A 14,797-nucleotide genomic window follows, 5' to 3' on the forward strand; every position below is an offset into this window, starting at 1 on the left:
CATGAGCGTCGAACCGGGCTGGTACGTCGACCCGGCAGACCCGGACACCCGGCGCTACTGGGACGGCGAGGGCTGGATCGGCGCGCCGATCCCCGTCGACGCCACCCCGCCCGAGGGGCCGCCGCCGGCCGAGCCACCCGCCGCGCCCGCCCCGACGTCACCCGCGGCCCCGGTTCCCGCGCCGGCCGCCGCGCCCGGGGGCGGTCAGCCGTACCCGGGCCAGCCCTACCCGTGGCAGTCGCCGCAGGGACCCGGCCAGGCGCAGGGACCCGGCCAGGACCTACCGCCCGGCTGGCCGCCCGGCGGCGGTCCCCCGGCCGGCTGGCCGCCCGGCGGCTGGCCGGGACGCCCGCCGGAGCCCCGCCCGCACGGGCTTCCCCTGGCCGGGTTCGGTGCCCGGCTGGTCGCCCGGCTGATCGACTTCGCGATCGTCTTCGCGCTGAACGCCGTGGTGAACGGCTGGTTCGTCTGGCGGCTGGTCGACGAGGTCACGCCGTACTGGCGGGAGGTGTTCCGGCGGGCGATGGCCGGCGACAGCTCCACCGACGGCCTGCCGCAGCCCAGCGAACAGGCCGGCGGCCTCCAGGTCGTCATCCTGCTGATCGCCACGGCGCTCTGGCTCGCGTACGAGGTGCCGACGATGGCCTCGGGCGGGCAGACCTTCGGCAAGCGGCTGGTGGGCGTCAAGGTGCTGCCGATGAAAGCGGACGAGCCGCTCGGCTTCGGCCGGGCGCTGCGCCGGTGGAACACCCTCGGCCTGCCCACCCTGCTCTGGTACTGCTGCGGCCTGGGCCTGCTGCTGCAGCTCGTCGACGCGCTCTCCCCGCTCTTCGACCACCCGCTGCGTCAGGCGTTGCACGACAAGCGGGCGCAGACCGTGGTGGTCCAGCTCCCCCGCGGCAGCCGCACCACCCCCGAAGACCGCACCCCCGACGACCGCACCGACCCCTCGGGAGACACCCCATGACCGACCCCGGACGTCACCAGCCGGAACTGCGGCTGACCCGCGCCGACCTGGACGCGCTGCCCAACTACGTGCCCGGTCGCAGCCCGGCCGACCTGGCCCGCGAGCTGGGCCTTCCCGAGGCGATCAAGCTGGCCAGCAACGAGGTGCCGTACGGGCCGCTGCCCGGCGTGGTGGAGGCCGTCGCCGAGGCCGCCGCCGGGGTGCACCGCTACCCGGACATGGGCGTGCTCGCACTGCGCCAGGCGCTGTCCGAGCGGTACGGCGTGGACGTCGACCGGATCGCCACCGGCTGCGGGTCGGTGGCGTTGGCCGAGCACCTCGTGCGGGCCACCTGCCTGCCCGGCGACGAGTTCCTCTACGCGTGGCGCTCCTTCGAGGCGTACCCGATCATCGCGGCGACCAGCGGCGCGACCAGCGTACGGGTGCCCAACGACGCCGGGCACGGGCACGACCTGGCGGCGATGGCCGCGGCGGTGACCGACCGGACGCGGCTCATCGTGGTCTGCAACCCGAACAACCCCACCGGCACGTCCGTGCGCCGCGCCGAGCTGGACCGCTTCCTCGACGCGGTCGGCGAGGACGTGCTGGTCGTGATCGACGAGGCGTACCGCGAGTTCGTCACCGACCCGGAGGTGCCGGACGGCCTCACCTACCTCGACCGGCCGAACGTGGTCGTGCTGCGCACGCTCTCCAAGGCGTGGGGCCTGGCCGGCCTGCGGATCGGCTTCCTGGTCGCCCAGCCGGCGGTGGCGGCGGCCGTACGCAAGGTCGTGACGCCGTTCTCCAGCAACATGGTCGCCCAGGCGGGCGCACTCGCGGCGCTGGCCCAGGAGGACGAGGTGCGACGGCGGTGCGCCCTCGTGGTGACCGAGCGCGACCGCGTGACGCAGGCGCTGCGCAAGCTCGTCGCGGACGTGCCGGACAGCCAGGCCAACTTCGTCTGGCTGCCGCTGGGCGACCGGGCGGTGGACTTCGGCAAGGCGTGCGAGGCGCGGGGCGTGATCGTCCGGCCGTTCGCCGGCGACGGGGTCCGGGTCACCATCGGCACCCCGGCCGAGAACGACGCCTTCCTGGCGGCGGCGGAGGCCGCGCTCGCCTGAGCCGGGTGCCGGTCCGGTCCGCCATCCCCTCGCGGACCGGACCGGCAGTCTCAGGCGACCGCCACCGGCTGCCGGACCCGGGCCCGACGCCGGTACGCGTAGACCGCGAACAGCACCAGGACCAGGCCCGAGGTGGCCAGCCCTCCGGTGAGTACCTGCCCGGAGCGGTCGACGGCGCTGGTGGCCGCCACCGGTACGGGCCCGAAGCTGACCCTGCCCGTGGCGGAGCGCTTCGTCCAGCCGCTGGCGAGGTCGATCTTCGCTTCCCACGGCCCGTCCGGCAGCCGGCGGTCCAGGGCGACCCGGACGGTGGTCCGGCCGTCCAGCGCGAGGGTGCCCGCCTCCACCTTCACCGGCCCCGCCGAGAGCCCGCCCGGCCCGTCGGTGAGCCGCAGCTCGCCGGCCAGGTCGAGCGCCCGCCTGCCGGTGTTGCGCACCTCGGCGGTCAGCACGGGGCTGCCGTCCTTCTCCCGCCCGCCGGTCAGCGGGCCGATCTCGAAACCGGAGGGCGGCTCACCGCCCGGCCCGACGGAGAGGTAGACCCGGACGCCGACCCGGCCGACGTTGCGTACGGTCTGCCCGCCGGCACCGGCGACCTCGGCCCACACGACCGCGTACCGCTCGCCGGCCTCGGCGGCGCGCGGCACCTCGATGGTCATCAGGACCTCGGTCTCCTCGCCCGGCGCCAGGTCCAGTTCCGGTCGGTTGACCGTGATCCAGCTGCTCAACTCGTTCTCGGTGCGGCCGGGCGCGAAGACGAAGCCCTCACCTGTGACGTCGGCGGCGGCGGCGTACACCCCGACGGGGCGACGGTCCTCGGACTGGTTCTTGACCATGATCCGCCGCTCGATGGTCGTGCCCGGACGGAGGTGGTCGACGACGTACTTGTGTGCCCGGGTGTCGTCGCGGCGGTTCATTGGCGCGTCGAGCAGCCTGATGCCGACCGCGGACGCCGGCCCGACCGGGCTCGGGCTGGGCGACGGTTTGCGTGGGCCGTCCCGGCCGGGCCGCCTGGCCGCCGGTTGGTCGACGTCGGGCAGGTCCGGCGCCTGCGCCAGCGGGCCGGAGCGGACCGCCGGCCCCGACCCGTGCGGCGCGGCCAGCGCCGGTGCCCCGACCGTGACCAGGAGGGTCAGGGCCAGGGCGACGACGCGGGCCGGGTCATGCCACCGAATGGGTCACCGTCGCACTGTAGGTGCCGCTCACCGCCGTTGCCGGGACGTTGACACGGATGGTCGGGTTCCAGGTCGCCGAGTTGTTTCCGCTGCCGGACGTCTTCGAGAAGGCGACCCGGGGCGAGGAGAGGGTGACGGCGTCCGCCTCGGTCGGCTGCCCAGGGACGAAGGTGCCGGTGCCCGTGGTGGCGGTCGCGGGCCCGGACCAGTACTCGACCAGGTTGGGCGTGATGGTCTCCTCGGGGCTGCCGGCGCCGCTGACGAACTCCGTCACGCTCACCGTGGTGACCCAGGTGGCGTTGAGCGCCGCGCGCTGGTCGACGACCTGCACCGGACCGATCGGCCCCTCGATGGTGGTGTCGGCGAAGGTGGACCCGAGGTTCACCCCGGGCGGAGCGATGATGTCCAGGTTCGCCGCTCCCACCGTGAAGGTGACGATGGTGTCGTCGGTGGGCGCGGCCGCTGCGGGCGAGCCCAGGGCCACCACGGCGGCCGCGGCGGCGGCGGTCAAAGCAAGAAGTGGCTTTCTCATGCGGCCCACGCTAGGTTCCCATACCCACCATGACACTCTGTTCCGGACATATCACCCATTAGGCGACGGAGTGGACGATGGTGCCTTGATACGTGCCCGCCACGATCCCGGTCGGGATGGCGATCCGGACGGTGGGCGCCCAGGCCACCCTGTTGTTGCCGTTGCCGGCCGTCTTGCGGAACGCCTCGCGGACGACGTTCAGGGTCACCGCCTGCGCGGGGGTCGGCTGCCCGGGCACCAGCGTGCCGCCGCCCGTGCTCCGCGTCGCCGGCCCGGACCAGTATGAGACCCGGTCGTTGGTGATCGTCCGCTGCGCTCCACCGGCGCCGGTGACGAAGACGCTCGAGGAGACCGTGGCGACCCACAGGTTGGGGTTGACCTGGCCACGCGAGTCACGCACCTCGACCGTGCCCAACTGCCTGGTGATGGTGCCGCCGGTGAACCCGCTGCCGAGACTGACGGAGGCGGGCACGGTGATGTCCACCCCCACCGTCCGAGCGAGCCGGACCGTCCGGCCGGACGGCGCGGCGTCGGCCGGCGAGGCGGTGACGAGGATCAGGATCGCGCCCAACAGGGCTGCCAGGAGACGCACAGTGGGACTATAAATAACTTATGTCCGTTTTGTCGAGCAGCCGGGCCGGCCGGCGTTTCCCGGCGCGGTCCGGATCGCCACTCACGTCGCCGCGAGGATCAGTGGCTCCGAGGTCAGGTAGTAGCGCCGGTCGTCCCCCGTCGGGTCGACCGGCTTGCGGAGCCGCTCCACGGCCACGAACCCGTCGGCCGCGTACGCCGCGCCGGGGGCCCACCCGATCCCGTCCGAGCCCACGTTCAGCGCGAAGTAGGACCGCTGCGCCCCCGTCGCCGGGTCGAGCGTCAGCAGGTCGTTCGTCTCCGTCAGCAGGTGCACCCGGTCGGGCTGGACGGCGAGCAGCCGCACCCGCGACAGGTCGGACCGGCGCCACAGCTGCGCCCCCGTACGCGCCGAGCGGCCGACCGGCACCCCGTCCACGACCGCCACGGCCGTCCCGTACACCAGTTCCGCGTCCGGCCCGTCCAGCGCCGGGGCGGCGACCGGCTCACCGGGACCGAGCAGCCAACCCCGGCCGGCGTCGTCACCCGGCGCCGCCGTGCGCAGCCCGGTGCACCCGGTCCGGCCGGTGCCGCACCCCACCGGGGTCGCCACCAGCTCGGCGCCGGCGCCGGGCGGACGCCAGCGCACGCCCACCGCCCCGGTCACGGCGTCGCGGAACTCCACCACCGCCGGCCCCGCGCAGGAGTCGACGACGATCAGCTGTCCCGACCCGGTCGTGCCGAGCGCGTCCCGACACCCGGCGGCCGCGTCGGCGCCGTCGCCCGGCGGCACCGTGACGGTGACGTGCGACCGCCACAGCTCGCGGCCGTCGGCCAGGTCCACGGCACGCATCCACTGCGCCCCGACCGCCAGCACCACCTGCCGGCCGTCGGAGGCCCGGGCCACGAAGATCCCCCGGGGGTCCCAGACCGTCGCCGCGCCGGTGCGTCGGACCGACCGCTCCCCCGCCGGCGCCGGGCCGTCCGCCCGCCAGGCGACCCGGCCGGTCCGCGCGTCCAGCGCCACCAGCCGCCCGTCGGACCAGCGCGTGACCACCGTCGTCCCGCTCGCCACGACCCCGTCGAGCGCCGCCGGCCAACGGCGGTACGACCAGTACGGCGTCGTCCGGTAGCGGCCGTCGACCGGCCGGTCGGCGTAGACCTGGCGGTGGGCCGCGTAGACCCGCAGTCGACCGTCCACGATGAGGGGGGCGACGGGGAGCCGGCCGATCACGCCGGCGGTGGGAGAGGCGGCGGCCGGGTATTCGACGCGGGCGGGCGTGCTGACCTCCGCCGGGGCGAGCACCCGGTAGACCGTCGCCGCGACGGCGACGGCGACGAGCAGCGCCGCGACCGCCGCGGCGATCCGCCGCCGGCCGTTCGGGAACCCCATGCCGCACCTCCGCCCGGCACCCTACCCAGCGGGGCCGTTCCGGGCCGTGTCAGGTCACCTGCGGACGACCGTCGCGGCGGTGCCCGCCGTCGACATCCGAGCGACCCGCGCGCCGGTGCCCGGCCCGGTGGGTCTCAGGCCGCCTCGGTCGCGCCGGTGACCGCCGCGGCGGCCAGGTCGGCGAGGTCCTGCCGCAGCGCGCGTTCGACCGCCCGGGCCGCGAGCCCGCCGAGCAGCAGCGCGACCACCCGGCCGTACGGAGCCGTCGGCATCGACTCCTGCGCCACGGTGACGGCGGTGCAGCCCCGGCGACGTCGCTCGACCGGGCGCAGCGTCCAGGTGATCCGGTAGTCCACGCCGGCCCCCCGGGAACCGAGCACCAACCGCCGGGGCGGCTCGGCCTCGATGACGATGAACTCCTCGACCAGCGCGGTGCCGTCGGGCTGGGAACGGGTCTCCCGCCACGCGGTGCCCGGCCCGAACCGGCCGGGGGTGAGCACCTCCACCGGACCGGTGAAGCGCCGGGTGCGGGCGCTCAGGTCGGTCAGCAGCCGCCAGAGGTCGACGTCGTGCGCCCGCACGAACTCCGTGACCGCCACCGTCGACATGCCACCTCCCGTGGCATCGACGGTACGCCGGGTGAACGCGGAACGGGGCCCCGGAGCGGAATTTCCACCGCCGGGGCCCCGGTCACGAGCGGTCGTCAGCGACCGAACCGGCCGGCCCGGATCGCGCCGACGAAGGCCGCCCACCCCGGCGGGCTGACCGCCAGCGTGGGGCCCGCCTGGTCCTTCGAGTCACGTACGCCCACCACGCCGAGGGCGCCGACCAGGTTGTCCGCCACCTCCACGCAGAGGCCCTGGTCGTTGGAGCGGCTGCTGGTACGCCAGACCGCGCCCGGGAGATCGTTCATCGTGGTCACCTTCCTGTCGTCGGTACGCCAACCGGCGGCCGGGCCGGGACCGGAAGGGGCGTCCGGTCCGGCCCGGCGCGGCATGGCGACGGAATCCGCGACGATCAACGCGCAAGCAACGGTCCCCGGTCGCACCGACTGTGCGACCGGGGACCGCCGGTGATCGGAAGGTGGGTCAGCGGGCGGCGAGGACCTTCCCCGTCACCTCGCCCAGGGCGATGGTGGTGCCGTCCGGGCCGGGCGCGGTGGCGGTGATGGTGACCGTGTCGCCGTCCTCCAGGAACGTGCGGGTCCCGCCGTCGGCGAACTTCACCGGCTCGTTCCCGCCCCAGCTGAGTTCCAGGAACGAGCCGACCTGGCTCCGCTCGGGCCCGGAGACGGTGCCCGAGGCGTAGAGGTCGCCGGTGCGCAGCGAGGCGCCGTTCACGGTCAGGTGGGCCAGCTGCTGGGCCGGCGTCCAGTACATGGTGGCGAACGGCGGCTCGCTGACCCGCTCGCCGTTCCACTCCACCGACAGGCGCAGGTCCAGCCCGAGGTGCGGCACGTCGCGCAGGTAGTCGGCGACCGGCGGGTCCTGCTCGGGGGCGGGCACGAAGGCGTCGCCCAGCGCGTCCAGCGGGGTCACCCAGGCCGAGACCGAGGTGGCGAAGGACTTGCCCAGGAACGGGCCGAGGGGCTGGTACTCCCAGGCCTGGATGTCGCGGGCCGACCAGTCGTTGACCAGCACGACGCCGAAGACGTGGTCGGCGAAGTCGCCGGCCGGGACCCGGTCGCCCAGCGGGCTCGGCACGCCGACCACGAAACCGACCTCGGCCTCGATGTCGAGGCGTACGGACGGGCCGGTGACCGGCCCCTGCGGGGTGGCCCGCTGCCCGCTCGGCCGCACCACCGGCGTGCCGGAGACGACGACCGTGCCGGCGCGGCCGTGGTAGCCGATCGGCAGGTGCTTCCAGTTGGGCAGCAGCGGCGGCTGGCCGGGGCGGAAGATCTGGCCCACGTTGGACGCGTGGTGCTCCGAGGAGTAGAAGTCGACGTAGTCGGCGACCTCGAACGGCAACTGCATCCGCGCCTCGGCCAGCGGCACCAGCAGCGGCTCCACGGCCGGCCGGTGGTCGGCGTCGGTGAGCAGCTCCGTCACCCGCTGCCGGACGGCCGTCCACTGTGGGCGGCCGAGGGCCATGAAGGCGTTGAGGGTGGGCCGGCCCAGCGTCCCGGCGGCCAGCACCAGCCCGGCCTCCTCCGCGCCCGCCAGGTCGAGCACGAAGTCGCCGACGCGTACGCCGACCCGCGGCTCGCCCTGGGCGTGGCGGAACACCCCGTACGGCAGGTTGGTCACCCCGTACGGCGAACCGTCGGCACCACTCACCCAGCTCATGCCGTCCCTCCCCTGCGCTCCGGACCGGCCTGCGGCACCACCGGCCGGCAAAGATGATTCGCTCGCTGACGCCCGCTCATGCGTCGAAGCCCCCGTTCACCAGCCCCAGCCGGATCAGATCGGTCAGTGGTTCCAGGATGCTGCACGAGCCGAAACCGATCCACAGCGGGCGCGCATCGGCCAGTCCCGCCTCGGCGAGCTGCACCAGCGGGCGCGGGTCGGCCGCGGTGAGCAGCTCGGCGACCCGGGCCAGCGGGGCGCCCCCGGCGGCGGCCAGCGTCGCCGCCAGCACGTTGACGAAGCCGTGGTGGGTGAATCCGGTCTCCGGGTCGAGGTGCCGGACCGCCTGGTGCAGCCCGGCGGTCAGCTTGAACGGCAGGCCCCGGTCCCGGCAGGCGCAGATCACGGCCGCCAGCTCCGCCGGGGTGGGGAACAGCTCGGCGGCCAGCCCGCCGGTGCGGAACTTCGCGGCGACCGGCACCCCGTCGGCGCGGGCGGCGGCGAGCGCGTCCAGCGCCCCCATCAGCCCGAACGTGAGCGGCAGCTCGGCGTAGACGGCGTCGAGGGCGGACGGGCCGGCGTCGGCGTGGCGGGCCAGGGCCACGAGCCCGGTCAGCCCGGGCAGCGGGTCCTCGCCGCGCCTGGCGACCGCCGCTTCCACCTGGCGCACGCGGATGCGCGGGTCGGCCGTGGCCCGCACCTCGGCGAGCCGGTCGGGCGGCACGTCGCCGATCACGCCGACCGCGATCCGCTCGTCGGCGCCGAGCAGGCCCGCCAGCTCGGGCAGCCTCGTGGCCGGGACGAGGAGCGGGCCGACCAGGTCCGCGTACCAGGAGCTGCGGTGCCGCCGGTGCGCGGCGACGGCGTCGGGCAGCGACGCGCTGCCGGGCGGGAAGACGGCGGCGTCGTCGACGAGGCCGTCGAGAAGCGCGGGCACCTGCGTTGACACGAGACAAGAATGTACGGGACGCTACAAGGAACGGACAACAGCGTCCGATTATCGGACGCCAGTGGATCGGTGAACGGGACGAACCGGGAGGCGAGATGCCGTACTACCGCAGCGTCGGCGAGGTGCCGCGCAAGCGCCACACCCAGTTCCGCCAGCCCGACGGCAGCCTCTACGCCGAGGAGCTGATGGGCCAGGAGGGCTTCTCCTCCGACTCGTCCCTGCTCTACCACCGGCACGCGCCGACCGCGATCGTGGCGGCCGAGGAGTTCACCCCGCCGGCGTTCACCCGGGTGCCGAACCTGCCGCTCAAGCCCCGGCACCTGCGCACCCACAAGCTCGACGGCGCGGGCGCCGACCCGGTGCTCGGCCGGCGGTACCTGCTCGCCAACGACGACGTGCGCATCGCGTACGTGCTGGCCGACCGGCCGTCCCCGCTGTTCCGCGACGCCACCGGCGACCACTGCCTGTACGTGGAGTCGGGCACCCTGCGGGTCGAGTCCACGTTCGGCGTGCTCGACGCGGCGCCCGGCGACTACGTCGTCATCCCCACCTCGACCATCCACCGCCTCGTGCCCACCGGCGACTCGCCGACCCGGCTGCTCGCCGTCGAGGCGGCGGGCCACGTCGGTCCGCCCAAGCGCTACCTCTCCCTGCGGGGCCAGTTCCTGGAGCACTCGCCCTACTGCGAGCGCGACGTCCGGGGACCGGACGCGCCGCTGCTGGTCGACGGCGAGGACGTGGAGGTGCTGGTCCGGCACCGGCGGGGGTGGACGCGCTACGTCTACGCGAACCACCCGTTCGACGTGGTCGGCTGGGACGGCCACATGTACCCGTGGGCCTTCTCGATCCACGACTTCGAGCCGATCACCGGCCGGATCCACCAGCCGCCGCCCGTGCACCAGACCTTCCAGGGCCCGAACTTCGTGATCTGCTCGTTCGTGCCCCGCAAGGTCGACTACCACCCGGACGCGATCCCGGTGCCGTACAACCACCACAACGTCGACTCCGACGAGATGCTCTTCTACACCGGCGGCAACTACGAGGCCCGGCGCGGCTCCGGCATCGAACAGGGCTCGATCTCGCTGCACCCGTCCGGCTTCACCCACGGACCGCAGCCGGGCGCCGCCGAGCGCTCCATCGGCGCCGACTTCTTCGACGAGCTGGCCGTCATGGTCGACACCTTCCGGCCCCTCGACCTCTGCGACGCCGCGACCGCGTGCGAGGACGACGGATACGCCTGGACCTGGGCCCGCCGCCCCTGACGGGTCACCGGTGCTGCGGTCCGCAGGGCGGGCCGCAGCACCTTTGTGCATGCGGGCGTCCGACCTCCCGCACATCGTCCGCGTGATCGCGGTTCCTTCTGATCGTCAGCCGGCGGCCGTCATACGGCCATCGGCGACTGGACGGTCGGACGACTGGTTCGTGGGCGGACCTGACTAACATCTTGCGCACTGTCCATCTTGTCATCGACAAGTGCGCTTGTTCGTCGACGACATCCCCCTGGAATCGGAGTACCCGATGCGCGACATGACGGCCACCCTGGCCGACCTGGAAGACCTCAACCTGACCGACCTCGAGATGTCCGACCTGCTGGAGGTGCACGCGGTACGCGAGTCGGTGGCCTTGCCGGAGACCGGCGCCTCGGCGAGCGTCTCGATCGTCTGGGAGTGGCTCGGCTACTCCTCCTGCGCCTACGAGCTGCCCCAGTAACAGACCGTGACCGACCGGTGGGGCCGGGACGCCGACAGTGGCGACTCGCCGGCCCCGCCGGCTCGACCGTGGTCGCGGTCGACGACCGCGTACGGAGGAACGCGTGACAACCACCCGCCAGTCCCCTGCCCCGCCGCCGGCTCCGGCAGCGAACCGCCGAGCCGCGTCGACGGTGCAGGTCGCTCCGTACGTGCTGGTCCGCCGGACGGCGGTGGACCAGCCGGCGGCCGGACCGGCCGGACGGCACCTGCGTCGCCTCCAGGACCAGCTCGTCGACCGGCTGGTCGAGTGCCGGGCCCTCGGCCCCGGACTCACCGGGGAGCTGTACCGGCTCGGCGGCCAGGCCTCGACGGCGTACCGCCGCTCGGTCCTGCTGCCGCTGCGGCGCGACGTCCACAACGGCCGCTCCCCGGCCGACGACCTCCGGGCCCGGCTCGGCGACCTGCCCGGCCGGCTGCCGGCGCTGGGGCGCTGGCTGCGGGTCCGAGCCGAGGTCGACCGGCTCACCGCCGCCGTCGACGCCGGGTCCGACGCCGCGCTGGTCGAGGAGCGCGCCGCGCTCGCCGCCCTGTGCGGCAGCGAGGCGTTCGGTCGGGCCGCCGCGTTGACCAGCCCCGAGCTGCTGGCGGCGGTGCGGCGGGCGGCGGCGCGCGGCGGCGACCCGGACGCCCGCGGTCGCAAGTCCGAACCCACCGTGCTCCGGTACGCCCTGCGGGCCACCACCCGGACCAGCCCGCTGTCCTGGTTCACCGTCGTCGGCTGGGCCCCCTGGCCGGACACGGGGGCCGTCCCCGCCCCGCCGACGCCCCCGCCCGACCGGGCGCTGCCGGCCAACCTGGACCTCGTGGCGGGCCTGGACCTGACGGCAGCGGGAGAACCGGTGGCGGTGACCCGCCCTCCCGCCAGCCTGGTCGCCAGCCTCTTCCTGGCCGGGAGCAGCCGCCCGGGCCAGCTGCCGCGGATCCCGCACCGGCTGGCACCGGGCACGCGCGCGCACGACGGGCACGTGGTGTTCTACCGGGAGCACCCGACGACCGGCGCCGACGGCATGCCGGCGATCCGGGAGGAGCGCGTCCGGATGCCGCTGCGGCCCGCACTGGCCGCGATCATCCGGGTGCTCCGCGCCGCACCCGGCGGGCACCCGCCGGCGGACCTCGTGGCGGCCCTCGCCCGGGGCGCCGCACGCCCCGCCGCCGACGCCGCCGAGGCCGAAGGCCGCGCGCGGCGCCTCGTCACCCGGCTCTGCGACGAACGCCTGCTGGTCCCGGTGCCCCCGACCACCGAGCACGACCCGGCGGCGCTGGCGGCGGTCGCCGACTGGCTCGGCGACACCGGCGCGCCCGCCCTCGCCGACCAGGTACGACAACTCGACCAGGACATCCGGTCGCTGGCCGAGGTCGACGCGGCGCGACGTGGCGCGCTCGTACGGCGCATCGGCGCCAGCTGGCAGCAGGCCCTGGAGCAGCTCGGCGCCACCGCGCCGCCCCACGCGCCCGTCACCGAGGACGTCGTGCTGCCCGGACCGGTACGCCTGACCCGACCGCCCGCGGACACCGCCGACCTCGCCGCGCTGACCAGCCTCGCCCTGCTGTTCGACAGGGACCAGGTGACGCGCCGGCTCCTGCGACACCGGTTCGTCGAACGCTACGGTCCCGCGGGCCGCTGTGCCGACCTCGGCGAGTTCTTCGGCGAGGTGGGCGCCGGCTTCGGTGACCTGCCGGCGATCACCCCGGACGGGAGCCTGACGGGCGGCCCGGTCGACCAGGTGCCCGAGCTGGCCGCGCTGGCCGCGCTGCGTCAGGAGGTGGTGCGCGCCGTACGCGCCGACGGGGCGAGCGACGGCGTGGAGACCGTCGTCGCCGCCGGACTCGTCGCCGAGGCGGCCGCGGCACTGCCCCGCTGGCTGCGGGCCCGACCGGTGTCGTACGCCTTCTTCGGCCAGCACGGCCCGGACGGATCGCTGCACCTCAACCACATCTACGGCGGTTGGGGCCGGTTCACCAGTCGCTTCCTGGACCTCTTCGGCGACACCGGCATGCGCGACACGGTTGCCGCCCAGCTCCGCCGGGTGCTGCCCGGCCGGGTGGCCCAGTTCCGGCCGGTGCACGGCTTCAACGCGAACCTGCACCCGCTGCTGGTGGGCGAGGACATCGGCGACGACCGGCGACTGGGCGGGCTCGACCTCGCCTCGATCGAGCTGGTGCACGACCTGGCCAGCGACCAGATCCGGCTGCTCGATCCGGCCACCGGTGAGCTGCTCGACGTGCTGTACCTCGGCTTCCTCGCGCCGCCGGCGCTGCCGGCCCGGGTGGCCGCGCTGCTCGGCGACCTGGGCACCAGCGAGGTCGGGCTCCGCCACCTGGCCGCGACTCGCACGGTGTCCGGTCCGGGCGGCCGAGCCGTGGTCTCCGACCGGCTCCGCTGCGGCCGGGTCGTCCTCGCCCGCCGGAGCTGGCGCTTCGACGACGGCGCCGAGCGGCACCTTCGCGGGCTCGGCACGCCGTCGGTCGCCGCCGCCGCGGCGCTGCGGGCGGGCTGGGACCTGCCCGACCAGGTCTTCCTCAACCAGGGTGGCCGCCACGGCGGGCAGCAGCCCGCGCCGGGCCACGCCGCCCAGCAACCCGGCGACCAGGCCCGGCACCCGTCGGAGCACGCGTCCGCGCCCCCGCCTCCCCCGACGATCGCCGGGCTCCGGGAGGCGGTCGCCCGACCCAAGCCGCAGTTCGTCGACCTGGCCAGCCCGCTGCACCTGCGCAGCGTGCCCCGATGGCTCGGGCGGATCACCGGCCGGTTGGTCGTCGAGGAGGCCCTGCCCCGCCCCGCCGGCCACGACCGGCCGCACCGGGTCACCGAACTGGTCGTCGAGACCTACCTGCCGGCGGCCCCTTCCGTGACTGACCGCGTGACCTCGGAACTCGTCGACCGACGTGAACCCGACCGGCGCTGGCCGTCCGACCGCACCATCGAGCCGAGTGGAGTCGAGCCATGACCGAGCCGAGCACGACCGGACTGACTCCGACCACCGACGTCTGGTGTCACTACCACGAGGAGGTCAAGGCACCGCTGCTGCGCGACGCCGTCCTGCCCGTCGCCGAGCGGTTGCGCGGTGCCGGGCTCTCCGTCCACCTGGAGCGGCACTGGCTGCACGGCCCGCACGTACGCCTGCGGCTGCGCGGGCCCGAGGCGCACCGGGCCGCGGCGGCCGCCGAAGCCGCCGAGCGGCTGCGCGAGCACCTGGCGGTGACACCGTCGCGTGCCGGCCTCGACGAGGAGCTGCTGCTGCGCCGGTCCGAGGCGGCCGGCCGGGCCGAACTCGTGCCGCCCCCGTACGACCCGATCCGGCCCGACAACACGGTGCTGGTGACCGACGGCGACCAGAGTGCCCTGGTCGCGCTGCTCGGCACCCCGGGCGCGGTCGAATGCCGCGCCGACGTCCTCGCCGCCGGGCTGGCTCCCGTGCGGGTGTCGCTCGATCAGCTCGCGCTCGTCGGAGACGCCCAGGCCGCCCGGGTGGGCGTGGTGGTCACCGCCATGGCCGCGCACGCGGACACCTGGCCCGGACGGCTGCTGTCCGGCTACCACACCTTCCTGTCCCACCTGGAGGACTTCCTCTTCGGCGAGCGGGACGACCTCCTGCGCCCGCGCTTCGCGGCCTTCGCCGAACGGGCCGGCGGGCGGTACCACGGCCTGGTCCGGCAGGCGTCCACGCCGGACACCACCGAGCCGGTGGCGGCGGCGTGGCGGGCCTGGAGCGCGGCCGCGTGGCGCATCGCCGAGCGGGCGTACGACGCGGGTGCGCTCAACGGTGCCTTCTCCGCCGAGTTCCGGCGTCTCACCACCTCGTTCGACGACGCCACGGCGATCCGGTGGGACCTGAGCCGTCGCGGGGCGAGCGCCTACCACCAGGCGCTGGAGGCGTCGGGCTTCCAGCGGATCGCCGCGAGCCGGGAGTTCCAGATCTACCGGTTCTGCACGAACATGCTCTACCAACTGCTGATGCTCTGCGACGTCGCGCCGCTGGAGCGGTACCTCGGCGCCCACCTGCTCGTCGAGGCGACCCAGGAGATCCACGGTGTGTCCTGGCAGGATGCCTTCGCCGCCCGCACCGGATGA

At 75.0% G+C, this 14,797-nt stretch carries 14 protein-coding genes; 6 read left to right on the forward strand and 8 right to left on the reverse strand.

Annotated features, from left to right (window positions below; translation table 11 throughout):
- The first annotated feature begins 1 nt into the window (after position 1).
- Together V6U77_RS01155 and hisC are read left to right on the forward strand one after the other, a co-directional pair.
- Positions 2-967 carry an RDD family protein gene (locus tag V6U77_RS01155; RefSeq protein WP_334604158.1) on the forward strand — a complete coding sequence of 322 codons (966 nt, stop codon included), beginning with the start codon at positions 2-4 and terminating at the stop codon, positions 965-967.
- Positions 964-2,067 carry a histidinol-phosphate transaminase gene (gene hisC / locus V6U77_RS01160; RefSeq protein ID WP_334604159.1) on the forward strand — a complete coding sequence of 368 codons (1,104 nt, stop codon included), beginning with the start codon at positions 964-966 and terminating at the stop codon, positions 2,065-2,067. The genes V6U77_RS01155 and hisC overlap by 4 nt, the downstream gene beginning before the upstream one ends.
- Before the next feature lie 50 nt (positions 2,068-2,117).
- On the opposite strand, the gene V6U77_RS01165 is transcribed toward hisC, so the two are convergent.
- The 8 genes from V6U77_RS01165 to V6U77_RS01200 form a co-directional block, all read right to left on the reverse strand.
- Positions 2,118-2,984, reverse strand: a complete 867-nt coding sequence (locus V6U77_RS01165) for a hypothetical protein (protein ID WP_334604160.1) — start codon at positions 2,982-2,984, stop codon at positions 2,118-2,120.
- Between the two features lie 244 nt (positions 2,985-3,228).
- Positions 3,229-3,774, reverse strand: coding sequence for a hypothetical protein (locus V6U77_RS01170; protein ID WP_334604161.1), 546 nt, complete (start codon positions 3,772-3,774; stop codon positions 3,229-3,231).
- Positions 3,775-3,832: 58 nt separating this feature from the next.
- Positions 3,833-4,366: a hypothetical protein gene (locus V6U77_RS01175; protein ID WP_334604163.1), complete on the reverse strand. Its 534-nt coding sequence runs from the start codon at positions 4,364-4,366 to the stop codon at positions 3,833-3,835.
- 81 nt (positions 4,367-4,447) lie between these two features.
- Complete coding sequence (locus V6U77_RS01180; protein ID WP_334604164.1) at positions 4,448-5,737, reverse strand: outer membrane protein assembly factor BamB family protein; 1,290 nt, start codon at positions 5,735-5,737, stop codon at positions 4,448-4,450.
- Positions 5,738-5,871: 134 nt separating this feature from the next.
- The gene (locus V6U77_RS01185) at positions 5,872-6,345 is read right to left on the reverse strand and encodes an SRPBCC family protein (RefSeq protein ID WP_334604165.1); all 474 of its coding nucleotides are present in this window, start codon (positions 6,343-6,345) and stop codon (positions 5,872-5,874) included.
- Positions 6,346-6,440: 95 nt separating this feature from the next.
- On the reverse strand, positions 6,441-6,650 hold the full coding sequence (locus V6U77_RS01190) for a DUF397 domain-containing protein (protein WP_334604166.1): 210 nt from the start codon (positions 6,648-6,650) through the stop codon (positions 6,441-6,443).
- A 175-nt stretch (positions 6,651-6,825) separates the two neighbouring features.
- Entirely contained in the window at positions 6,826-8,025 is a 1,200-nt protein-coding gene (fahA, locus tag V6U77_RS01195; RefSeq protein WP_334604167.1) for a fumarylacetoacetase, read from the reverse strand.
- Positions 8,026-8,101: 76 nt separating this feature from the next.
- Positions 8,102-8,974, reverse strand: coding sequence for a hypothetical protein (locus V6U77_RS01200; RefSeq protein WP_334604169.1), 873 nt, complete (start codon positions 8,972-8,974; stop codon positions 8,102-8,104).
- 95 nt (positions 8,975-9,069) lie between these two features.
- Here V6U77_RS01200 and V6U77_RS01205 point away from each other — a divergent pair, with 95 nt between their 5' ends.
- The 4 genes from V6U77_RS01205 to V6U77_RS01220 all read left to right on the forward strand — a co-directional run bounded on the left by V6U77_RS01205 (position 9,070) and on the right by V6U77_RS01220 (position 14,797).
- Complete coding sequence (locus V6U77_RS01205) at positions 9,070-10,236, forward strand: homogentisate 1,2-dioxygenase (protein ID WP_334604171.1); 1,167 nt, start codon at positions 9,070-9,072, stop codon at positions 10,234-10,236.
- A 211-nt stretch (positions 10,237-10,447) separates the two neighbouring features.
- A complete protein-coding gene (locus V6U77_RS01210; RefSeq protein ID WP_334604172.1) occupies positions 10,448-10,684 on the forward strand; it encodes a thiopeptide-type bacteriocin in 237 nt (78 codons plus the stop codon).
- Positions 10,685-10,787: 103 nt separating this feature from the next.
- Entirely contained in the window at positions 10,788-13,673 is a 2,886-nt protein-coding gene (locus V6U77_RS01215) for a lantibiotic dehydratase (RefSeq protein ID WP_334604174.1), read from the forward strand.
- Positions 13,670-14,797 carry a lantibiotic dehydratase C-terminal domain-containing protein gene (locus tag V6U77_RS01220; RefSeq protein ID WP_334604175.1) on the forward strand — a complete coding sequence of 376 codons (1,128 nt, stop codon included), beginning with the start codon at positions 13,670-13,672 and terminating at the stop codon, positions 14,795-14,797. The genes V6U77_RS01215 and V6U77_RS01220 overlap by 4 nt, the downstream gene beginning before the upstream one ends.

The sequence above is a fragment of the Micromonospora sp. CPCC 205546 genome (genome assembly GCF_036902715.1).
Taxonomy (GTDB): domain Bacteria; phylum Actinomycetota; class Actinomycetes; order Mycobacteriales; family Micromonosporaceae; genus Micromonospora.